The 22183-nt window shown below is 41.3% G+C and carries 19 protein-coding genes and 2 pseudogenes; 10 read left to right on the plus strand and 11 right to left on the minus strand.

The window, feature by feature from the left end; translation table 11 throughout:
* Positions 1-143: 143 nt before the first annotated feature.
* Positions 144-1019, plus strand: a complete 876-nt coding sequence (locus tag C4S60_RS00440; protein WP_160111310.1) for an alpha/beta hydrolase family protein — start codon at positions 144-146, stop codon at positions 1017-1019.
* A 336-nt stretch (positions 1020-1355) separates the two neighbouring features.
* On the opposite strand, the gene C4S60_RS00445 is transcribed toward C4S60_RS00440, so the two are convergent.
* The 6 genes from C4S60_RS00445 to C4S60_RS00470 all read right to left on the minus strand — a co-directional run bounded on the left by C4S60_RS00445 (position 1356) and on the right by C4S60_RS00470 (position 8905).
* Entirely contained in the window at positions 1356-1823 is a 468-nt protein-coding gene (locus tag C4S60_RS00445) for a prepilin-type N-terminal cleavage/methylation domain-containing protein (RefSeq protein WP_160111311.1), read from the minus strand.
* Positions 1824-2203: 380 nt separating this feature from the next.
* Positions 2204-2977 carry a substrate-binding periplasmic protein gene (locus tag C4S60_RS00450; protein ID WP_103878350.1) on the minus strand — a complete coding sequence of 258 codons (774 nt, stop codon included), beginning with the start codon at positions 2975-2977 and terminating at the stop codon, positions 2204-2206.
* Between the two features lie 11 nt (positions 2978-2988).
* Positions 2989-4479 (minus strand): methyl-accepting chemotaxis protein, encoded by a 1491-nt coding sequence (locus tag C4S60_RS00455; protein WP_160111312.1) that lies wholly within the window; start codon positions 4477-4479, stop codon positions 2989-2991.
* A 65-nt stretch (positions 4480-4544) separates the two neighbouring features.
* Positions 4545-5459 carry a GGDEF domain-containing protein gene (locus tag C4S60_RS00460; protein WP_103878352.1) on the minus strand — a complete coding sequence of 305 codons (915 nt, stop codon included), beginning with the start codon at positions 5457-5459 and terminating at the stop codon, positions 4545-4547.
* Between the two features lie 369 nt (positions 5460-5828).
* Positions 5829-7409, minus strand: coding sequence for a sensor domain-containing phosphodiesterase (locus tag C4S60_RS00465; RefSeq protein WP_160111313.1), 1581 nt, complete (start codon positions 7407-7409; stop codon positions 5829-5831).
* A gap of 419 nt (positions 7410-7828) precedes the next feature.
* On the minus strand, positions 7829-8905 hold the full coding sequence (locus C4S60_RS00470; protein ID WP_103878354.1) for an AraC family transcriptional regulator: 1077 nt from the start codon (positions 8903-8905) through the stop codon (positions 7829-7831).
* 657 nt (positions 8906-9562) lie between these two features.
* Between C4S60_RS00470 and C4S60_RS00475 the strand changes: the two genes are divergently transcribed.
* Positions 9563-9844, plus strand: a complete 282-nt coding sequence (locus C4S60_RS00475) for a hypothetical protein (RefSeq protein WP_103878355.1) — start codon at positions 9563-9565, stop codon at positions 9842-9844.
* A 71-nt stretch (positions 9845-9915) separates the two neighbouring features.
* On the opposite strand, the pseudogene C4S60_RS23910 reads toward C4S60_RS00475, so the two are convergent.
* The 3 genes and pseudogenes from C4S60_RS23910 to C4S60_RS00485 all read right to left on the minus strand — a co-directional run.
* Positions 9916-10513 (minus strand): annotated as a pseudogene (locus C4S60_RS23910) (IS3 family transposase); the annotation flags it as partial.
* Positions 10514-10589: 76 nt separating this feature from the next.
* Positions 10590-11032: pseudogene (locus C4S60_RS00480) on the minus strand (transposase); the annotation flags it as partial.
* A gap of 218 nt (positions 11033-11250) precedes the next feature.
* Entirely contained in the window at positions 11251-12225 is a 975-nt protein-coding gene (locus C4S60_RS00485; RefSeq protein ID WP_103878356.1) for a LysR family transcriptional regulator, read from the minus strand.
* Between the two features lie 225 nt (positions 12226-12450).
* Here C4S60_RS00485 and C4S60_RS00490 point away from each other — a divergent pair, with 225 nt between their 5' ends.
* Positions 12451-13002 carry a TetR/AcrR family transcriptional regulator gene (locus C4S60_RS00490; RefSeq protein ID WP_103878357.1) on the plus strand — a complete coding sequence of 184 codons (552 nt, stop codon included), beginning with the start codon at positions 12451-12453 and terminating at the stop codon, positions 13000-13002.
* 78 nt (positions 13003-13080) lie between these two features.
* On the opposite strand, the gene C4S60_RS00495 is transcribed toward C4S60_RS00490, so the two are convergent.
* Positions 13081-13263 carry a hypothetical protein gene (locus C4S60_RS00495; protein ID WP_103878358.1) on the minus strand — a complete coding sequence of 61 codons (183 nt, stop codon included), beginning with the start codon at positions 13261-13263 and terminating at the stop codon, positions 13081-13083.
* 252 nt (positions 13264-13515) lie between these two features.
* Here C4S60_RS00495 and C4S60_RS00500 point away from each other — a divergent pair, with 252 nt between their 5' ends.
* The 5 genes from C4S60_RS00500 (at position 13516) to cas6f (ending at position 19483) form a co-directional block, all read left to right on the plus strand.
* A complete protein-coding gene (locus tag C4S60_RS00500; RefSeq protein WP_103878359.1) occupies positions 13516-14436 on the plus strand; it encodes an IS5 family transposase in 921 nt (306 codons plus the stop codon).
* 307 nt (positions 14437-14743) lie between these two features.
* Positions 14744-15928: a TniQ family protein gene (locus C4S60_RS00505; protein ID WP_103878360.1), complete on the plus strand. Its 1185-nt coding sequence runs from the start codon at positions 14744-14746 to the stop codon at positions 15926-15928.
* A complete protein-coding gene (locus tag C4S60_RS00510; protein WP_103878361.1) occupies positions 15929-17851 on the plus strand; it encodes a type I-F CRISPR-associated protein Csy2 in 1923 nt (640 codons plus the stop codon).
* Positions 17823-18881 (plus strand): type I-F CRISPR-associated protein Csy3, encoded by a 1059-nt coding sequence (gene csy3, locus C4S60_RS00515; protein WP_103878362.1) that lies wholly within the window; start codon positions 17823-17825, stop codon positions 18879-18881. Before C4S60_RS00510 ends, csy3 begins: the two co-directional genes overlap by 29 nt.
* 2 nt (positions 18882-18883) lie before the next feature.
* Complete coding sequence (gene cas6f, locus C4S60_RS00520) at positions 18884-19483, plus strand: type I-F CRISPR-associated endoribonuclease Cas6/Csy4 (protein WP_103878363.1); 600 nt, start codon at positions 18884-18886, stop codon at positions 19481-19483.
* A gap of 435 nt (positions 19484-19918) precedes the next feature.
* Here cas6f and C4S60_RS00525 read toward each other — a convergent pair whose 3' ends face one another.
* The gene (locus tag C4S60_RS00525) at positions 19919-20125 is read right to left on the minus strand and encodes a helix-turn-helix domain-containing protein (RefSeq protein ID WP_103878364.1); all 207 of its coding nucleotides are present in this window, start codon (positions 20123-20125) and stop codon (positions 19919-19921) included.
* A gap of 91 nt (positions 20126-20216) precedes the next feature.
* On the opposite strand from C4S60_RS00525, the gene C4S60_RS00530 reads away from it, so the two are divergent.
* Together C4S60_RS00530 and C4S60_RS00535 are read left to right on the plus strand one after the other, a co-directional pair.
* Positions 20217-20765 (plus strand): hypothetical protein, encoded by a 549-nt coding sequence (locus C4S60_RS00530; RefSeq protein ID WP_103878365.1) that lies wholly within the window; start codon positions 20217-20219, stop codon positions 20763-20765.
* Positions 20759-22153, plus strand: coding sequence for a DEAD/DEAH box helicase (locus C4S60_RS00535; protein WP_103878366.1), 1395 nt, complete (start codon positions 20759-20761; stop codon positions 22151-22153). Before C4S60_RS00530 ends, C4S60_RS00535 begins: the two co-directional genes overlap by 7 nt.
* The last annotated feature ends 30 nt before the right edge of the window (positions 22154-22183 follow it).

Below are 22183 nucleotides of genomic sequence, written 5' to 3' on the forward strand. Positions count from 1 at the left end.
ACTCATATTCAATTCAAGGCCGCTCGAAGTAGTACATGTGAAAAGTCAGTTTGGCAGGGAGTACCTCTCAGCTCTTGATTGATTTAACCATTGCGTAGAAACAGAAAATTCAGTATTTCACAATGATAAGGAATAGTTTGGAAATGCAACCACTTACCATTAACCTACCCGACGGACACCAGACTGTCGTTCAACTACACTCTCCCATCGACAAAAGTCAGGGACTGATAATATTTATACCAGCGCTCGGAGTATCAGTTGACTATTATAAAGACTTTGCAAAACAACTGACGAACAGTGGCTTTACCTTCGCAGCCATAGAAATGCGAGGAATGCGACACAGCTCATTACAAGACGCTAGAAGAGATAATTTTGGATACAAAGAGATATTGGAAACCGACCTTTCTACTGTTGTTCCACTGCTAATTGAGCGATACCCTAAACTCAACGTTTGGTTATGTGGGCATAGTCTTGGAGGCCAACTCGCTTTGCTGCACGCTTCAAGCTTGATCAAAAATGGATATCAATCAAGAGTGCGAGGCATAGTGCTGATCGCTGGCGGAAGCAATCATTATCAGTCATTGCCGTCACTCTTGAAACGATGTAAACGCTATCTTGGCATCAACGCTATCAGAAGCGTAAACGCAATCTTAGGTTATTTTCCAGGACACATACTGGGGTTTGGAGGCAGACAACCGAAGAACTTGATTTCAGACTGGACGTACGAGGGGCTCAAAGGAAGATACCAAATACGCAACACAGAAATCGACTACAACAAACTGCTTGAAAGCCTATCCTTACCAGTCCTCTTTATTTCTATTGAGGGAGACTTGTTGGTGCCAAAATCAAGCGCTGAGCGCTTGGCCTCTAAACTGCCCCTTGCCGAAGTTAGCAAAGTTGAATTGACCTCACGTGAATACAGTAATCACGTACTCGACCATTTTCGCTGGAGCAAGTATCCTAAACCTATTGTTGATATTACAACTAACTGGTTAGTAGATTTGAAACGACAGTCCTAGGTCACTGTTTGCTTACTTAATCATGAAAAGGAATCGATGCAAGCGTTCGTATGAAATCTGCCATGCTTGCATCGTAACGAAAAGAACAAACTGATGGAAATGGCAAAGCACCCATTGAAAGAGTAACTCAATGTGGCACTGTGCAACTATGAGGACAATGAGATCAGGGCTAAGTTCGCACAGTCAGTCCAACTCCTGTTCTCACCCGTTCAGTGATGATAAACACTTTAACTTCACTCCTCTAACAACCGTTAGGCTGAATGCCTATCTCGCGATACACCAACAAACCGCTAGTATCAATTTGGAATGCGTAGTGAACGAAACACTCCTTATTGGCTAAAACGACCCCTTAGGTATAAAAAACATACCGTAGCCTTCTTTACCTGCGATCACGTTAGATACTTTCAAATTGTCGACCACACACAAACGATTCAAACAGGTTTTATCTAAAGCCGATTCACCTGTACCTAAGTGATATATATCGCCTTCTATCAAGTGTTCAAACCCGTTCTCCCAGATTTCTCTTGGCGTACCCTTATTGTAAATTGTAAGTTCGAATCCCCCCATATCCAACTTAGTTCCCTTCACATCAACACCACGGTTTTGATACAAATCGCTTGCCATCGATTTTGCCTCTACAAATGTAACCGCAAGGTGCAGGGAGTAACTTACACCTTTTAGAAGGACCAACCTTGCTTCGTTTGCAATACTCAAGTGTCGAGGAAAGGCAACAGCGGCTAATGTCCCCAATATAACGACCACCACTATGAGTTCCATTAATGTAAAACCATATAACTTACGCAACTGAAACCTCCTAGTAAGACCACCGAACATTTCTCTAAAAATCATCTAACACGATGAGACGTAGATGGAGTGTATTTTGGCAGTAGGCAGGTACTCAATGTCCTAATTCATCAACAAAGAGTCAAATCAACTCAGTTTGTTGAAACCAACATCCATGAGAGAAAAAATACGAACTGCAATGTGATGGTTCCAACGAAAACAGTCGTCCAATCGACATATAGAGAGCAAATGGGTTTCAAATCAATTTAATATTGTATGAAGGGCGCAAAATAAAAAGCCCGTTTTATCTGCAACGTATATAACGTGGGGGAACGATAAAACGGGCAAAACTTAATATGCGAAGGGATTCGCGTCCAATGACTTACAAACTGAACTCGATTCTATCGCTGAAGATATTGACTCCAATCCGTGAGGCCATACTTTTTCATTATCTTATCTATCTCCCCTGATTTATGTAGCTCTTTCATTCGCGAATCAAAATAGTTCATCGCTTTTGATACCAGAGGATTGTGCCGAGAATTTGGGGTAAACGCTAAATAAATTGGGGCGCTACTTGCACACCCGGCTTCTTTAAAGTCGCTACTGACCCCAAGCAGTGACATTTCATAAACTGTTGAAGAATACGTAAACAGGAAAGCTTCTATCCTATTCTTTTTAAGCTTAGTTAGGCTTCGCTTGATGTACTCACTATTATAAGGTATTTGCTCGAATTGAGACGAGTGAGCAGAGATGTACGCATTAAGTTCTTCAACAGAAGTGTCGGCGGCGATTCCAAATCTTTTCCCATCAAGTGAGCTCACTCCCTCGTAGCGCCAATCGGAATCGGCATTCGTGAAAAAGCACATCCGCTGTAATCCAACGGGCTCATTTGGATAAATCAAACTCGGGGCTTCATCTTTAGCTGGAGCTAATAAAGCATGAGCTTTACCGCTATCCGCCCCTTTGATTGCGCGCGACCAAGGGAAGACAGACACTTTTATTTCATAGGGGCTGCCTTCAAACACCTTTTTCACGGTGTCCATGACATAACCTTCTTTTTCAGGGTCAGAACAAAGCTGCGGACACCAATCAATAGAATTGATCATCAAAGCTCCTTTTGCTGAAGCCAGCATAGGGAACGAGAGCATCGCGATAAACATAGCTCTTCTCTTCATTGTTATTTCTCCTACGTTACAAACTTACTTACTTTGCTTGATAGTACTTTTCTAGATTCGTCTAATCGCTTAGAAAGGGCTCCAATAGAATCAAACATATCTTTACTTTCCACTCCTGCAGAAAAAATTGACTGAATATCTCGATCTAAAGCTTCAGAAATGGCACTTTGTTCATCCGAAGCTGTAGAAATGCTATCCGTCGACTGCTCAATCGTTTCAATTTGATGCTTTAAGTTTTGCAGCAACTCTTTGGAATTCATTGCGCTTGTCATACACTCATTACTCGTTTTGCGCGAGCTATCAATAGAACTAACAACCGCCAGCGTTTGGTCAATTAGTTGCTTCAATGAATCTTCAATCTCTCTCGTACTATGTTGAGTTCGCGCAGCCAATGCTCTAACCTCATCAGCAACAACGGCAAAACCTCTTCCTTGCTCCCCAGCGCGAGCGGCTTCAATCGCTGCATTTAGAGCAAGTAAACTCGTTTGTTCGGAAATGTCGCCTATGACGCTGAGCAGATCGTTAATCCCACGAACGTCTGACTCTAGAGCAGCTACCGCTTTACAGGCTAGATCGAGCTCTGTTCCCATAAGACCGTTTGAGCTAACAGCTTCTTTAACTTGTTTGTAAACATCCGAGACGTGAGCTGACGCTGCTGTGGCACTTTCCGCTGTACTTTTTGCGCTTTTCGCTATGTCATTCGACGCATCCAAAAACTGTGATGTGGATTCATTGACACCTTCTGTATCAGAGCTCTGTTTATAAAGCAGCTGTGATCCCAAATCACAGGATTTCGCAAGATCTGAGGACATGGTGGACAAATCATTGACTGAGTCCTTAACGTCGGAAATCAAATGTTGAATCTGATGTGCAAACGCATTAAAAGCCGTGCCGAGTTGACCAAGCTCGTCTTGTTGAAGAGTTGGCAATCTCTTTGTTAAGTCAGCATTACCATTGGCTATATCTTGAAGACTGGCCGTTACAATATTGATTGGTTTCAACACATATATGTGCAGTGATAGATGGACACTAATGACTAAGCACAATATCAAGAACAGATCCTCAACCACTTTCAAAACCAGTAATTCTGAAAGTTCATTCTGGATATGTTCATCTGACAAGGTGATCTCAACCCAACCTAACGAGTCGCCTGAGTTATAACCACCAACTTCATAAACCAATGGAATATATACTTTATTCTTATCTATATCGTGTTTATCTATCTCTTTTTCATCAGTACTCTCAAAAAGAGATATAGAGTCTATATATAGAGAGTCCTGCTCAGAACTAATCAACAATTCGATCAGTTCAGCATTCTCATCCCATAGTGCTGATGGCAAAGTTTCAGATAATCTTTTCGATGTTTTTTCAACGTCAAATTTACGTTGCTCCCACAAGCCATCTCGTTTTTTCACGTATTCATAATAACCGTAACCACCAACAACAACCGTCACCAACAGGCCAATTATAAAGCCAACCTTAACAGATATAGAATTGATCATCCTCATTCCTCATTACAGCTCGAAATTAATAATATCAAGTTCAAACAAGCGGTATAAATATTATTCTAACTTGAGAATTCATACCTGTTCCGTCCATTTTTTTTCGATTTATACAGAGCTTTATCAGCGATTCTCAGCGCTTCTAAAATATCTCCACCTTCAGGTTTAATGGATATACCAATACTGACCGTTAAGGATCTATCTACGTCATAATGAATTTCTTCAGTACGTTGAATGACTTTTTTAGCGAGCATTACTGCTTTCGATTCATCACCCTCATAAATTGATATAACAAACTCTTCACCCCCAAGGCGAGCACAAAAGTCATGACCAAGAGTGCTCTCTCTCAGCATTTCCGCAAAAACTTTTAACACCCTGTCCCCACGTTCATGCCCATATACATCGTTGATACTCTTAAAATGATCAATGTCCAGAACGAGGATAGCTTGTCTGCAGTTGGAAGTGACGTTGGGGCTCTCAAAGAACCCTCTTCTATTTGGCAACAGCGTCAACCAATCCGTTAAAGAGTGCCTCTTAGCTAAGCAATAAGAAGAATATAAGTTGCGAACTAAATTTCTCAGCGCCAATAATATAATCAAAAAACCGACGAGCTCTATGCAGCTTACCAGTCCGAGAAATAACCCTGTGTGGCTTTGTTCAGGCCGCTCACCCAATAAAACCTCTAAGGAAAATGAAGTTATAAAACAGCAAAGAGCTACTAGGAACCCTATATAGATAGAATAATAGTTTTTTATTAAGTACTTGGGGATCTTCCTAATATCAAAGATAATGGCCAGAACCATTGAAAGAAGAATGATTTCAAGAGCAAAATGTAAAAAAGTTACAATAGCATGATTTACATCCAACTCTAGAGCTATAATAATATTTAATGAAGTCAGTATTAAAAATACCAAAAACAACCAAACTGGTGCAGAGTAATTATTATTCGAATACAAGAACTTCGCATTTCTTATTTTCACCTAAAACCTCCAGACTTGTTATCTCCCCAAGATTAAATCACATTGGCCAAACATTTTTTATTATTTAATGTATAAACCAATATAACACCGAAGTTATATAAATCATGAGTACCTGACTATCAACACAATGTCCTAGCATAACAATTGGACTAAGTGATAACTGTCAAAAAATCGATTAAACATTTAATAATCTTTCACTTCTAGAGAGTTAAGTTTTAATTTTTACAATTTAGCACATGATAAAAAGCTCCAAAGAGGTAATAGAAAATGACATGACGTTGCATCTTAACTTTAAGCGCACTTTAGGAAATTTAACTTACAGTGTGAGTAATGCTAATAACAGGACGTTACGTTGGTTATCATCGGCGATTATCCAAAATCAAAAGCCGCTAATCTAGTTAATGGCATCGAAATATGATAGCCCTGAATATTGCAACTCCCAATATAGTTATAACTATTCAAATACAACTGAGATTCAATTCCTTCTAGAGTCAAGCAAATCCCCTGCTCTGAACAAAGCGTGTAAAGAAACATAACATAAGATGATGTTCGCGCATCTTCTACCGCACGATGAACCAGTTCCTTATCAATTTTTAGCTGATCAAACGGGTACTTAAAAAAGCTAATAATCGAACTGTGTCCGCTACCAAAATCGTCCATCGCTAAAACAAAGCCAGATTCCTTCAGTTGCATAAGTTGCTCTGAAGCTATAAATTTGTCTTCGAGCAAAACTGACTCCGTCAACTCCAACACTACTTGTTCAGGTTTTAAATCACATGACTCAACGATAGACTTTGCTTTCTCTGGAAAGTACGGATCAATCAATTGCAATACTGAAACGTTAACGTTTACTTTGATGTCACTAGCCCAAGACTGATTATATTTTTTGATAAACTCACACGCGTCTAAAAGAACGACTTCTCCAAGTAATCCTATCAAACCTTTACTCTCTGCAACCTTTATAAAGTCTATCGGAGAGATGTGGCCATACTCGTAAGTATCCCATCTCGCTAGTGCCTCAAAACTGACTAGCCGCTGAGAATCCTTGTCCACAATAGGTTGATAACTGACAGTGATTGCCCCAGAGAGCAGAGCTTCCTCCAAATGAGTGTTGATATGTAGATAACGAGATACTTCATCGTGAACCAGAGAACTACATATCGCCCATTTCTGTGACTGTTTCTTAAATGCATAATCACATGTTTGCGAGGACCACCATATGACCGAACTAGCCGTCTGTTTGGGATCTCTACTTATATATCCACCTAAATACACTCTTCGTGCTAACAATTCACTTCGACCATCACCGCTTTGCTCGAGTTCAGCAATAAATGCTTCGCACAGTTGAGATACTTGTGCTTCTGTAACATCTCCCGTAATGAGTACAGAGAAAGTTTCAACGCTGTTTCTGTAAAATAGGCAACAATGCTCATCGAAGACGACAAAACAACTTTTGATGAGCTCTATAAAATCCATGCCTGCCAAATCACCATAGTTATGTATCTGCGATCGAAGCTCATCGACATAAATCGTGATAAGCGCGATACTCCCCATGCGAGCATCCACATCAATTTCGAGTTTTTCTTGATTTAACAAACCTGACTGCCTGTCACGAAAAACGGATTCAGACACACGTAGATCAAGATTAAGAAAAGGGGAGATGTCCCGGAGCATGCCAACAAGATAGTTACTAGAGCCCTCTTTGAACATAACACTAGTTTCCTCTACCCAGCAATATGATGCATCAGGCTTCTTAACACGATACCGCACCGTGGTTTGCTCATTAGGTTTTCTGGAATCAAACTCTTGAAGGGCCGCTGTAAGATATCGGTCTCTGTCTTCCTCATGTATTAGCAAAATCCACGATTGAAAATCTGTATTATTCAGTTTCACACCCAACTCGGTATACAGACGTGAGCAGAACACTTGGACCTCACCGTTTTCTGTCATTAGCCATAACCCAACATTGAAACCCTTAAGTGCATTGATAACACTTATATCTGATTTGCACCTATTCGACGATACCTTGAACATACATTTGCCTTTTTGCGGTTGATTGGCGTAGATGAACGCACTGATTTTACGTGCTTACCAAAAATATATTACTCAAACGTCATAACGTGATATGTCCAGAGCACCCAAAATGTTGGTCTTCCCCATCCACCGAGCAACATAAACAACTGATAAATAAGATTATTTATCACCAAGAGCGACAGTGGGGGAAAACAAACCGTTAAGTACCTTGAGAAACAAGCAGATTAAACAATAAATGCCAGGTAACACTGTGCTGACGGAATTCTTATGAGCTTTGCACATAGCTAAATGTACGACTGAATTTCATTTGCAAATTGCTATCAAACTGTAGAGAGCTATGTATGAAGTAGAGCAATATCGACAGGATCAATCCCTGACTGATTATTCGCTTGCTCGATAGACGCTAAATATTCACCAGGCGACACACCAAACCAACGTCTAAACGCCTTGTAAAAACTACTACTGTCTCTAAAACCAAGTGAATAACTAATCTCAGCGAAACTGTACACCCTCTCTCGTATCGCTTTGATCGCTTTGACCTTGCGTGCATGATCAACAATTTCACTAAAGCTTGTTCCTTCGCACTGTAACCGCCTTGCGAGTGTCTGTTTACTCATAAACAGAGTCGAACTTGCAACCTCGAGAGAAACTACTTTTTCATGTTCTAACATATCAAACGCTAGCTGCTTGACACGTGCACTAAGGCTCCAACTCGTCATTGCCTTCTTCACTTTCGTCGCACGATGCTCCAGTATTTTCCTTGTATACTCACTGGTATTAAAAACAGGTGTGCGTAAATGTTCTCGCGTAAACTCAATATAGTTGTGATCCATAGAAAACTGCGGCCTAACATCGAGCACACTCAAGTATTTGCGAGAGTAAGCAGGTTCAGAATATTTAAAGGCAGCTCCTGTGAGCACGAGTTGAGACTGGGAGAGGTGTTTTAACAATGAAACCAAACTACACACTGCATGCTCTGTCGCTTGGTAAGGATACCCTTTAGTCGGATCAACTAAATAGTGAAGTTGGCATTTGTCTCCCATTATCCTGATTTTCCATTGCTCGGAAGAGTTTGAGATTACGCTGTTATCCACCAAAATTTTTAGGCACTCATCTAATGTAGGCGCTTGGCAAATCCAACTATAAAGAAGATCTTTAGAGCATGAATTTGTAAACTCAGATAACCTTATAGCAAAACTACGATCCAAGGCATGGTCAGCCAGTAGTTCCCACAATCCAACCAATATGGACTCAGGCAGGTATTGGGCAGCACCAAAGTTATCTGAAACCATGCGTTCATAGTGAGGGCTTTGCGTTGTAGCTACGTCGCTAAGAGCCTCACAACAGTTAACTAGTTCCCAAATACGCTCTCTAGAAACGAGAGTCTGGATATCCTTCTCCGCTGGCCGCATACAATCTCCAATGTAATGATAAACGCTCAATGTTTCTAATTTGATTCTAACCAGAACAACTTATGTAAGAGAAATCCTTGCGTGGCCAATACCCATTCAAAGAATCAGGCCAAACATGCAACGTTAAGTCAATGAATGATAAAATAATGTTTCCTATTTGGAGAGATTAACTGCAACCAACATTTTTGTTAATAGACTGTTACGTATACCGGTATTCATATTTGAATTGTTAGCAATTACTTTCATGATAATAAGTTCAGAAAATTCGTACTTTGAAAGAAAAACTGATGAGCTCATGTTGCTGAGCTCATCAGTGTGCCCAACAACATGAAGGAAGCGAAAATTACTGCATTCAGATACGTTATTAACCCCTCTAAATCACGCAGGCCGTGTGATATCAAGAGGAGAGAATACTCTTCGTACCAACAACCAAACCTGTGACAATCCAGAACATCAACTTGATTAGTGATGACATACTCTATCTTTTTACTAAGCATTAAGATCAAGAAACTATCAACATTAGAGGCCTGAAATATGACCAAGAGATGCGAGTTATGTTTTACAGATGTCGATGAATCGATGCTAATAACGAATTGCAACTATAACTGTTGTAATGACTGTATACATACTTTCGCCTCGGCTGCGAAAGAGAACAATATGATAAAGCTTAATATAGTTGTTCTGAGAATGAGCTTTAAGAAACTAAAAAATCTCGCTTCCGATTCGTTCTTTCATGGCAAAGAAACAGAGATTACTTTAATCGCTATGAATGAGTGTATTTTAAAATTGAGAGAGTTATCTAAAAGTGGGTCTATTGGACCCAATAATGCAATACTCGAAGAAATGATTATGGATCTAGAAAACATCTTAAGCCAACAGTTCCCCCACGAACAGATTTCTTATTATGATTTTATCCAATCATTAAAAAGCAATCAGTAGGCCAGTACATTGGTGTGATATAAAGCAGCCACATTCAGTTTGGTTTGCTCTGAACCAGCCAGGCTAGACACTCATCTAAGAGATATTTTGGTTTCTAAATGCATTGGGCTTTGGTACCCAACAGCACTGTTGCTTCTCATGCAATTAAAATCAACCTCTATTTACTCTGAAGATCGTTTGACACATCTGCTGTCTTATCATTAACTGCTCATATTGGATTACTTCAACCGTCTTTTAACTGAAGAAACTTTCAACACATGCGTTAGTCAACAGTTCCCTTTTTCACTCAAATTCTTTAAATTACGGTTACTCAATTATTTCTCGGCAGTCTTCCGAGCAATACTGAGTAACGCGATCACCATAAGTTATAACACGCTCTGGGAGCCCTCAACGGAACAAAGCCATCGTAAAGGCATTACTGACTAGTGACGCAGCCATTCCCCATCCATAAACCAACAGATAACTTGCATACTGTTTTCGCGACTAAAGCCTGACGTTTCATAGTAGGCAACAATGCTTTTTAACATTACGATTATCACCTCTCTTTGCTGTTTTTTCTGAACACACCTTGTGACGATTCTCAACCCAATAATAAAACCCACTTCGAGAAACTCGGAACACCTTATCCATACTGGAACTACTAAAACTGAGCAGGTATTCGAGCGTAAACTAACAGTTTACTTTAGGTTTTTGGCTTTGTTGCATAATTCAGTTTCAGGATAGAGCCGCCCGTTTCGTGTGTTTCTTAGTCAATACGATAAGTTTCAGGCATACCTAACCTAGTGAGCTTGTTCAACGCTTTTATCATCGCGTAAGTTTCACACAGCTGAGCATTGTAATCTCTTAAGCTCAATTGCCCTTCTAACAACTATTTAACTCAATACATCGTGGTTTCTGAGAGTGAACGTTTGTGGTATCCATACCGCTTTTCCAATACTTATTTGACCCGTATAACTTCTGATAACCCACGGCAAGGTTTCTCGGGTGATCCCGGTCCCAGAAGACTGTCCCTTCTCTTGGGAGAGTAAGAGCAATGGCTCCCTTAATCAAAATAGCAGCGTGACAGGCTCTCGTGTCATAAGCCCCATCACCAAATACCTAGAGGATGCTTCGGTGTGTTTGTTTCAGTAAATTCGGAAAAACTTCCCAATCCTTAACCGTCGATAAACTTAGCTCAGTGGCAATAATTTAATGCTCGTGTTTAGAGCTTCTTCCATTCAGTGAGATTGGAAGACATTCAATACGAGTCAATAATGACAACCAAACGATCTTCGAGTACATAGGGGTTAATTATACTCGTACGAGCATGTACTATGCTCTGGGTATCTAAGTCCCGTTAACTTTTAACAGCAAACTGTTGATTAATACAGCGTACTGTCTTGCTGGGTCAGGTCGATTTCGCTTTATCATGCTCGTACACTTTCCAAAAAATACTCCGTGAGTTCATCGGCGATAACGTTGAAAACAAACTCAATACGTCTGCTTCTACGCAAGTCTTCGCTACAGACTAACCATACAGCATTCTCAACCAGAGAAAGGCGCTCCTCGAGAACAGGTTGAAGCTCCCTAACTGTACTGGCAACATCTACAGGCAACAAAGCAAGACCTACGCCTTTTAAACACAAGTTAAGCTGTGCGATTCGACTACGAGTCGAAACTACGAAATTTTTTTCAGCTACATTTGCAGCAACGCCATTTACATACTGCGTAAACTCCGTAAGGTCACCACTTCCGATAATTTGCATAGATTGAACATCTATATCGGCGTGATCTGCGTCATTGTGTTGCAGATACTCTTTAGATCCAAATAAGCCCCTAGTTTCTACTCCAACTTTTCGTGCAATATAGTTCGGATAGCTTGGCTTAATACTACATATAGCTATATCAACTTCTTGCTGAATGACATTAGGATCACTCGCGACAATCACTTCAACAACAATTTCGGGCTCCACTTCCCTCAATTTGGCTATTATCGCAGGAAGCCGGTATATCGCAGACATCTCACACGCCGAGATAATGACCTTGCCTTCCATTGATGTCGACTTGACGCTAGCTAGTTTAGAAAACTTACCTGCAGCCCTACCCATCTCCCGAACAACTTCGAGAAGCTCAGCGCCGTGGGGCGTAAGAGATATACGGTGGATAGAGCGCTTAAATAGGGAAACACCTAGCTCCTTTTCTAACTCCGCTATCTGGCGACTGATAGTTGGCTGACTTAAATTCAACGAAGCCGCTGCAGCAGATATTGTCCCCTCCTCCGCCACAACTAGGAAAGCTCTTGTGCGATTCCAATCAAAGCAGACAGGCTCCCAATTTGTATCCGCGTAAGCACTATAACTAGACGAGGGTACTGAACTGTCTGTTAAAGAGGTTACTTTCATCACGATTTCTTTATTCCGACCAGGTGGACATATTAATCTAATACATTAGAATAATGTGGTAAAGCTTTATTGACCAAGTGGACTTAATAAGAATCGAAAAACAACACAAACGCACAATATGAAAGGATGGTTACGAAAAGTAACCGGTGGGTTTTGAGTTTAGGAACAGCTACACAAACTATGATATGATGGCTAGATACATTTTTACTACTCAGAGATATAGAGATGCCAAAGTTTGTTGACCATGAAGTTATGAGAAGGAAAATTGCTTCAGATGCAACGAAAATATTCTTAGAACACGGTTATAAAAATCTTAGTATGAGGCAATTATGCGACAAGCTCGGGATGAGTAAAAGCAACGTTTACTATTATTACAAAAGCAAAGATGACCTATTTAAAGCGTCAACTGATATAGCTGTCAACTTTGACAACAGTAGCTTATTGTCGTCAAGACCCACATCCAACGAAGCAAACCTTGATGAGAAGCTAGAAAACTTTGTGACTATATTTAACCTACTCTCCCCTTCCTTCTTTCAAGAAATCAAACTTGTCTATGATTACATCGATGTTATTGGGACACAAAGCGTGTCGGAGGATCCAGCGATGCTTGTCGCAAATGAAAAATACTTATCTATGCTCAGCGAATATGTTTCTGAAAAGCACTGTTTAACTCTATTCACCATAATGCTGGGTCTATTAAGTACCCAGATACTGCGTGGAATACAATTAGATAGAGACTTCATCATTGAACAGGTTAAGAAATTGGTGGACTTGTAAAAGAATCATCAAGAGACATCTGTTATCTAAGTAGTTTTCTCGATGCATCCTATAGTAATACAAATATAACCTAGCAAATTATTGCTTTAGCTTTGACATCATCTCTTGGATTTGTTGTGAATTACAAAGCACCCGATATAGTAATTTCTCACTTTCATCATTGAGCGCCTGCGTCATGTTTCCCATTTTCTCAGCCTTTTCTATCTCAACAACACGCCTCAAATAACGGGTGTTTTCCTCGAGTAGTTTCAAAATCATCATCAGTAAGCCTCATTAGTTGAAAAGGTGAAACATGAAAGGTTATTGTGCGAATAACAGGTTCACATAAGATGAACCTTCATTATATATAACAATAATTTGTAATAACTTTATACAATTCTAACAAGCTACCACTACGAGCGGATATCAGATCATCACCGTCTTTAGCTCAAATGGGCCTTGTTGCTTAAATCAATGGAACTAAATCAGGAAGCTACGATCTGATCGGCTACACCCATCAATCGTCGTAGTCTCATGCCTAAACCTCGTTACAAAACAACTAACTGGAAGCAGTATAATCAAGCCTTAATCAACCGTGGCTCTCTGACCTTTTGGATTGATGAGGAAGCGATAGCCGAGTGGAAGCAAAACAAACAAGGCAAGCGTGGTAGACCTCGCCGATTCAGCGACTTAGCCATTACTACCGCTCTGATGGTGAAACGCGTTTTCTCTATGCCATTGAGAGCGCTACAAGGTTTTCTAGACTCCGTATTTAAGCTGGCTAACATCCCTCTTGTTTGCCCACACTACACCTGTATAAGCCGTCGATCTAAGGATGTTGAGGTTTCATTTAAAACTAAAACCAGAGGTGCGATACAACACCTAGCCATTGATGCCACTGGTCTCAAGGTTTATGGCGAAGGTGAATGGAAGGTCAAGAAGCATGGAAGTGATGGGAAGCGCAGAATCTGGCGTAAGCTGCACATCGCAGTAGATACAAGCACCCACGAAATAGTCGCAGCAGAGATGAGCTTATCTAACGTAACCGATGCCGAAGTGCTCCCCAACTTACTCAAGCAGACACGTCGGAAAATCATTGAGATATCAGGTGATGGCGCTTATGACACAAGGAGTTGCCATGATGCCATACGGATCAAGCGAGCTGTTCCGCTCATCCCACCAAGAGAAGGAGCAGCCTTCTGGGAACAAGGGCATCCTCGTAACTTAGCGGTAGGTTGCCAGAAGCTCTATGGCTCCAACAAGAAGTGGAAAAAGCGGTATGGCTATCATAAGCGCTCTCTATCAGAAACCGCAATGTACCGAGTAAAACAGCTGCTAGGTGGGAAATTAAGCCTGAGGAACTACAACGCTCAAGTTGGCGAGACTTACGCTATGATTAAAGCCCTGAATAAGCTTACAGGGCTTGGTATGCCTGAAACACAGTATATCGGTTAAGAATTAAGCACAATGGGGCAGGCATGCCTTCTCTCTGAATTAAGCAACAAAGCCTTTAAGTGCAATCGTTGCAATTGAGGCGGGATTATCCTTCTTCATTTGGTCAAGATCAGTTCTGCCAAGCCAGGTGAGTAACGTTGCCATTCTTGCGTCCGTAACTATTTTTACTTATAGGAACAGAGTTTACAGCAATGAGCACTAAGTTGATATTCAACTACATACCAATTTGTGTCGAACGTCTCAAACCAAACGAAAACACAATCGGTCTCGTTTTGAACTCCTATAGTGGAATTAGAGGAGGAGTTTTATGTTTTTGCAAAGGCCAAAGCCCCACACTAACGAGAGTTTGGAGAGCTTCTTTATCAGGGTTGCTAACAGCAATGGATATGAGGATGTCCATCGCTTCCTTGAGGCTACAAAACGCTACCTGCAAGACATCGACCATAATGGCTATAAGAGCTTTCCTACTGATATAACTCGGATAAACCCATACTCAGCTAAAAATAGTTCCAGCGCGCGAACGGCGTCATTCCTGAAACTCGCTCAACTGACATTTAATGAACCGACTGAGCTACTTGGGTTGACAATAAACAGAACGAACTTGAAGTATTCACCTTCGACATCTGCCGTGATACGAGGTTCTGAAGTGTTTCCTCGTAGTTTGCTCCGCACTAACTCGATACCCTGCTGCCCTTTGTGCCTCCAAAAAGATGGTTATGCTTCCTACCTCTGGCATTTGGAGGGTTACGATCATTGCCACATTCACGATGTGCTGTTAGTCAGCACTTGTGACTGTGGTGCTGAATATGACTATAGGACATCGGGGGTAAATGGAATTTGTGGCAATTGCAAAGAACCTATAGCTAAACAAAGTCGTGGGAGTAGCAGTGATGCTATATCCGCTGTAGCAAATTGGCTTGCTGGTAATGAATATAAAGATCTACCAGACGTCCCTCAAAGCTATCGCTGGGGCTTGGTACATTGGTGGATGCACCTTAATGACAACAAATTCGACCATCATTCATTCAGCCATTTTTTCGCAAACTGGCCAAGAGCATTTCATTCAATGATCGATGATGAAATCGAATTCAACCTTGAGCATGCGGTTGTCAGCACATCTGAATTACGATTAAAAGACCTTCTAGGCCGACTATTTTTCTGTTCGATTCGGCTGCCTGAACGGAATCTTCAACACAATATCATCTTAAGTGAGCTTCTCAGCCACTTAGAAAAGCGTTTGTGGCAAGACAAGGGGCTCATCGCTAACCTTAGAATGAATGCGTTAGAAGCAACCGTATTGCTAAATTGTAGCCTCGATCAGATAGCATCAATGGTTGAACAACGTATTTTGAAGCCAAACCGCAGAACCAAGCCGAATAGCCCTATTGAAACTACCGACTATTTATTTCATTTCGGCGATATTTTCTGTCTTTGGTTAGCTGAGTTCCAAACCGATGAGTTTAACCGTTCGTTCTATGTGTCGAGGTGGTAAGTGCAAACTCTAAAAGATCTAATCGAATCAAATCCTGACGACTTAAAAGCAACTCTAAAGCGTGCTTTTCGTCCTCTCACACCGCATATTGGGATTGATGGCAAAGAACTTGATGCACTGACGATATTAGTCAACTTGACCGATAAGACAGATAATCAAAAAGACCTGCTAGACCGAGCCAAATGCAAGCAAAAGCTTCGAGATGAAAAATGGTGGGCTAGTTGCCTAAACTGCGTTAATTATCGACAAAGCCATAACCCAAAATTTCCGGACATACGGTCTGAAGGTATCATTAGAACCGAAGCCCTAGGTGAGTTACCAAGCTTTCTACTCTCTTCTTCAAAAATCCCACCATACTATTGGTCATACGCACATGATTCAAAATACATAAATAAGAGCGCGTTACTCACCAATGAGTTTTGTTGGAATGGGGTTATATCATGCCTGGCTGAGCTTCTTAAAGATGTTGATCATCCACTTTGGAAAACGCTAACGAAATTAGGTTGCTATCAAAAAACTCGAAAAACAATAGCAAAGCAGTTAGCTTCAATTGCTCACGTAACTATAAATGTGCCGCTAGCCTCAAATTACTTGACTCAAATATCGTTCCCCGATAGCGATACGTCCTACATTTCACTCTCGCCGGTGGCATCTCTATCGATGCAGAGCCATTTTTATCAAGGGCTCCAAGATGAATATTTGCATACATCGACGACGCGGTATAGCCGAAGCACTAATATGGGTGTCACTGCGATGACATGTGGCGGTGCATTTAGAATGTTAAAGTCTAATACCAAGATTTCCACCACCCCTCACCATCGATTAAACAGCAAACGCCGCTGGTTAACGTCAGAGCATGTTCAATCCTTAACAAAGTACCAACGCCTTAATAAACGGTTAATGCCTGAAAATGCGCGAAAGGCGCTCCGTAGAAAATGTAAAATTGAGGTTCTGAATATGGTCAACGCTTGGTTGGCAATGCAAGACCACACCCTGGATTCAACCATACTTGTTCAGCATCTGAATCATGACCTATCTTGCTTAGGAGCCACCAAACGTTTTGCATACGATCCAGCGATGACCAAACTATTTACTGAGCTGTTGAAGCGAGCGTTTTCAAATTCAATCAATGATAGTACACAGCATACTAATGGGTCATATCTTGTCCTACCGAATATCAGGGTTTGTGGTGCAACGGCTTTAAGCTCTCCGGTAACGGTGGGGATTCCGTCACTTACCGCTTTCTTTGGATTCGTTCACGCATTCGAACGTAAATTAAATAGCCTTAATACCACGTTTCGTGTCGAATCCTTTGCGATATGCGTTCACCAACTCCATGTCGAACAGCGGGGATTAACAGCCGAGTTTGTGGAAAAAGGCAACGGGACTATATCAGCTCCCGCGACTCATGATGACTGGCAGTGTGATGCAGTATTTAGTCTTATTTTGAATACCAAATTTGCTCAACGCATTGACCTGAATACGTTAATTACAGCACTACCAAAGCGATTTGCTCGAGGTTCAGTAAAGATTGTGATTGACGATTTTAAATATCTAAACTCATTCAACACTATAGAGGCAGCGATCCAATTTCTGCCAATAAAGGTTGGAAAGTGGTTATCGCTTCACGCACAGCCAAACAATAACCTAGGTGATCTATTAGCTGCCATTAAAGAGGACTTTCAGCTTATGGCAAGCTGTGTCGGTTATCATTTGTTAGAAGAGCCCAAAGATAAGCCGAACTCTCTCAGAGGTTACAAACACGCTTTCGCTGAGTGCATTGTTGGGCTAATTAAGTCAATCACTTTTGGCTCCAAGACCGATGCTAACACCATTTTGTGGTCGCTAAACAGCCATAAAAATTACCTAGTGGTACAGCCAAGGAGTATCAGCGATGAAACTACCCTCGAGTCTAGCCTATGAGCGCTCTATCGACCCATCAGATGTCTGCTTTTTCGTCGTCTGGCCGGATCATAAAAAAACACCTTTAACTTATACATCTCGCATTCAGGTTGGGCAAATTGAATCGGCATCATTAGCGTATGATACATCCGGTCAACCCAAAAAAAGTGCTACTGCTGAGGCTTTAGCTCATGGGAACATGCACCAAGTTGATTTCTGTCACGTTCCATATGGTGCTAGTCATATCGAATGCTGCTTTTCCGTCTCTTTTTCTTCTGAACTACGCAAACCGTATAAATGTAATTCAAGCTCAGTCAAACAAACGTTAGTGAAACTTGTAGAACTGTATGAAAAGAAGATCGGCTGGACTGAGCTAGCTACCCGATACTTGATCAATATATGCGATGGCACGTGGCTGTGGAAAAACACCCGCAAAGCTTATTGCTGGAACATTGAACTGACGCCTTGGCCATGGAACCGGGAAAAGGTTGAATTTGAAGATATCCGTAATAACTACATTTCACGAAAAGACTTTGAAAATCATAAAGATTGGTTGGCCATAACAGAAATGATAAAAACCGCTTTTTCTAGCCCCAATGGGTTGGCGATATTTGAAGTCAGAGCCACCGTGCACCTGCCAACCAATGCCATAGTGCGGCCAAGCCAAGCTTTCACAGAAAAAGAAAGCGGCAGTAAGAGCAAATCCAGATCTCAAAACAGTCGTGTTTTTCAGCATACAACTGTTGATGGAGAACGTAGTCCTATATTAGGTGCCTTTAAAACTGGCGCAGCCATTGCCACAATAGATGATTGGTATCCAGAAGCAACTGAGCCACTTCGGGTTGGAAGGTTTGGCGTTCATCGCGAAGATGTTACTTGCTACCGTCATCCTTCTACCGGAAAAGATTTGTTTTCGTTACTGCAAAAAGCAGATCATTACATTGAAGTGTTGAGCTCTAACGAAGATCCAGATCAAGAGGCTATCAATGATATGCACTTCTTAATGGCGAACTTGATTAAGGGTGGATTGTTCCAGCATAAAGGAGACTAAACATGAAGTGGTATTACAGAACAATCACGTTTCTTCCAGAGAGATGCAACAACGAATCACTTGCAGCAAAGTGCCTTCGAGTTCTACATGGTTTCAACTATCGATATGAGACACGAAATACTGGCGTTTCATTTCCACTTTGGTGTGATGAAACGGTTGGGAAGAAGATTTCATTTATCAGTACAAACAAAATGGAGCTCGACTTACTACTTAAGCAGCACTACTTCGTCGAAATGGAAAAACTTCAGTATTTTAGTATATCAAAGACTGTTCTTGTGCCAGAAGGCTGTAGATACGTTTCGTTTAAACGCTGCCAATCCATAGATAAAGTAACAACAGCTGGGCAAGAGAGAAAAATCAGACGTCTAGAGAAACGTGCTAAATCCAGAGGCGAGCTGTTTGACCCATCATCATTTACTCAAAAAGAGCATACCGTATTGTCACACTACCACTCACTTGAAGAGTTCAGCAGTAAGACAAACCATAACTTTCGCCTCAATGTCAGAATGTTCTCGGAGCAACACAACGAAGGGGGCTCTGTTTTCAGTAGCTATGGTTTATCAAATTCAGAGCACTCTTTACAACCTGTACCCTTAATCTGACCCTTATTTTCGGGACTATTACAAGGCCATGATTTCATTAATTTTTCTCATGCCCACAACAAAAAAGGTAAAACTACTTATTTGCATCTAATTAATTGAAAATAATGAGCTATTCTTAAATAAGTAACAGTGAACTGCCGAGTAGGTAGCTGATAATGTTTCGCTTACATGACGTGTGATAGTAAAGGTGTGATCTGCCGAGTAGGTAGCTGATAATAACGACAGTGAATTTTTGGTACCGAAGAAAGCGTGAACTGCCGAGTAGGTAGAGTACATTCACAACATCAACACTGTTACTTCCCAAACAGCCAGTCGGCTGTTTGTTTTAACCCCAAAAGAGGACTATATTCCTCAACACTATTGTAAAGTAGTTGATAATAAACGAACCACCTTCATTCGAGTACAAGAGCAATTTACTGCTGAATAAGTAGCTAGCTAAGGAAGAAGGTCTCTAACATCACACCCGAGCACCTTCGCTAACTGATAAGCTTTTTCAAGTGTGATGTTGACCTCTCCGCGCTCGATTCTCCCAATGTAACTTCTGTCGATATCCGCAAGTAACGCAAGTTTATCCTGAGAAATGGATTTGCTTTTCCTCATGAGACGCAGATTATTGCCGAAAGCTTTCGCCAACTCATTCATTTCATTCAACTCTTAAAATGAATGACTATCGACTCTTGATGCAAATATTACCACGGACTATAATCCGCACTTTTCGCTGCAGCAGAAGATTATGACTAAAAAAGTTCGAGTTAATCGTGATATCTACGAAATTATTTCACTACCGTCGATGAGCGAGTTTCGAGTTACGCAAATCAGAAACCTAATTACCGAGAAGTCCGGGCATTACAGTAACAAAGATACCGCAAGACTTTATGTGGCTCGTCAACTAGAAAACCTCGAGAAACAGGGGGTCCTGAAGAGCCAAGGTTTACGTCACAATAAAACATACAAGAAAACCTGTATGTTTGCGGAAGCGAACTTCATCTTGAGGGATAAGCGTGTTTCGACAAAACGGTCTACCAATGGGGGGCCAATTGATAGCGCTTCAGTCAAATCCATGCTGATAGATGAAAAAAAAGACATCGAATCTAACCTCACAATCGCACTTGCTGAAATTGATGAATACAAGCTCCTTATGAGTCGTTCAAAAAGTCTCCACAACCTTTTGCTACCATCACATGTAGATGCCGTCAATAAAGCTGCTGCATTAGTCGCGAAACTAAATGTCTGGACAGACGCTATCAAGCTTGTAACTAAACAAGAGGCAAAGTCGTGTTAAGAAAATGGCAAGCCGAGTGCATTTCATTAGCCCTATCGAAGTATAGGAGTGGACACGCACACTTTCTTGCTCAGGCTACACCTGGAGCGGGTAAGACAATCATGGCAGCGACGTTAGCAAAACAAATGTTCGACTCAAAGGAAATCGACTTCGTGCTGTGTTTTTCACCCTCAAAGGCTGTCGCAGACGGGATAAAATCAACTTTCTCACAACTACTAAAATGTTCATTCAATGGCGCGCTCGGTGAAACAGGCTGCTCTATGACTTACCAATCGCTTCGGTTCGTGACCAAACGCTTTTGGGATACCCTATCAAAATACAAAGTGCTTTGTATATTTGATGAAATCCATCATTGTGGCGGAGATAGTGAGCTCAACAGTAACTCATGGGGTTACCAGCTATTAAGAGACGTACAACATGCTGCAACTTTCACTCTCACACTAACTGGCACACCATGGCGTTCTGACAAGACACCAATTACGTTAGCGTCCTACACCGACCCCGAAGGAAAAATCGTATGTGATTATCGGTATTCGCTTGCTCAAGCAGTTCAAGATGGCGTTTGTCGTAAACCGAAAATAGCCTTGATTGATTGCGAAGAAGTAAAGGTTATCGAGAGCGAAGGTTTACGTTCATATAACACCATCGATGAACTGTTAAATGAAGGTGATGTAACATATGCTCTAATACTCAAAGACCAACAAGCACTTCTTCACTTAATCGGGGAAGCAGTTAGCCGGCTCATTAGTATTCAGGCAGAAAACCCAAACGCCGGTGGACTCATTGTGGCGTCTTCAATCCAAGAAGCTAATAAAATAGCCAGTATCTTAACTCATAGTTACGCGCAATCTTCGGTAGTCGTTAGCTACAGAGATACAAGTTCTCACGAAAAAATAAAGGAGTTCAAAGAGACCCATTCCAAGAACTGGATTGTTAGTGTTGGTATGGTCAGCGAAGGGACCGATATTCCTAGGCTGCAGGTCTGTTGTTACCTAACCAAGATTAAAACAGAGCTCTATTTCCGCCAAGTACTCGGTCGTATCCTCCGTGTCACAGAGTCACCTAATCAGGAAGCTTGGTTATACACCTTCGCCGAGTCGAACATGATTAGATGTGCAGAAGAAATTGAGACTGACATTCCGGATACCTGTTTATACCTAAACTACGACTGTCCAGACTCACATCCGTCTCGCGTGGATGAATCAAGCAAAACGAAAGCTTTAGATGCTCAGCTTTTTCCAGCATCGGTAGCAGAGATTTCATTTAACTGGAGTGATGACTTGTCTGCCTCTGAGCCACCTAATGGCAAAAGCACCGATTCATTTGAGTCAAGTATTCAACTGGCAAGATTCAATCAAAGAGTCATTGAAGCTTTTCGGGGAGTGTAGCCATGCTGGAAGTGCACTGGACTGATGCTA

The sequence above is a fragment of the Vibrio hangzhouensis genome (assembly GCF_900107935.1).
Taxonomy (GTDB): domain Bacteria; phylum Pseudomonadota; class Gammaproteobacteria; order Enterobacterales; family Vibrionaceae; genus Vibrio; species Vibrio hangzhouensis.

Coding starts and splice junctions, on each gene's coding strand:
- C4S60_RS00440 (WP_160111310.1), top strand. CDS start 144: ATGCAACCACTTACCATTAACCTACCCGACGGACACCAGACTGTCGTT.
- C4S60_RS00450 (WP_103878350.1), bottom strand. CDS start 2,977: ATGAAGAGAAGAGCTATGTTTATCGCGATGCTCTCGTTCCCTATGCTG.
- C4S60_RS00455 (WP_160111312.1), bottom strand. CDS start 4,479: ATGATCAATTCTATATCTGTTAAGGTTGGCTTTATAATTGGCCTGTTG.
- C4S60_RS00465 (WP_160111313.1), bottom strand. CDS start 7,409: ATGACAGAAAACGGTGAGGTCCAAGTGTTCTGCTCACGTCTGTATACC.
- C4S60_RS00470 (WP_103878354.1), bottom strand. CDS start 8,905: ATGCGGCCAGCGGAGAAGGATATCCAGACTCTCGTTTCTAGAGAGCGT.
- C4S60_RS00475 (WP_103878355.1), top strand. CDS start 9,563: ATGATAAAGCTTAATATAGTTGTTCTGAGAATGAGCTTTAAGAAACTA.
- C4S60_RS00485 (WP_103878356.1), bottom strand. CDS start 12,225: ATGAAAGTAACCTCTTTAACAGACAGTTCAGTACCCTCGTCTAGTTAT.
- C4S60_RS00490 (WP_103878357.1), top strand. CDS start 12,451: ATGCCAAAGTTTGTTGACCATGAAGTTATGAGAAGGAAAATTGCTTCA.
- C4S60_RS00495 (WP_103878358.1), bottom strand. CDS start 13,263: ATGATGATTTTGAAACTACTCGAGGAAAACACCCGTTATTTGAGGCGT.
- C4S60_RS00500 (WP_103878359.1), top strand. CDS start 13,516: ATGCCTAAACCTCGTTACAAAACAACTAACTGGAAGCAGTATAATCAA.
- C4S60_RS00505 (WP_103878360.1), top strand. CDS start 14,744: ATGTTTTTGCAAAGGCCAAAGCCCCACACTAACGAGAGTTTGGAGAGC.
- csy3 (WP_103878362.1), top strand. CDS start 17,823: ATGAAACTACCCTCGAGTCTAGCCTATGAGCGCTCTATCGACCCATCA.
- cas6f (WP_103878363.1), top strand. CDS start 18,884: ATGAAGTGGTATTACAGAACAATCACGTTTCTTCCAGAGAGATGCAAC.
- C4S60_RS00525 (WP_103878364.1), bottom strand. CDS start 20,125: ATGAATGAGTTGGCGAAAGCTTTCGGCAATAATCTGCGTCTCATGAGG.
- C4S60_RS00530 (WP_103878365.1), top strand. CDS start 20,217: ATGACTAAAAAAGTTCGAGTTAATCGTGATATCTACGAAATTATTTCA.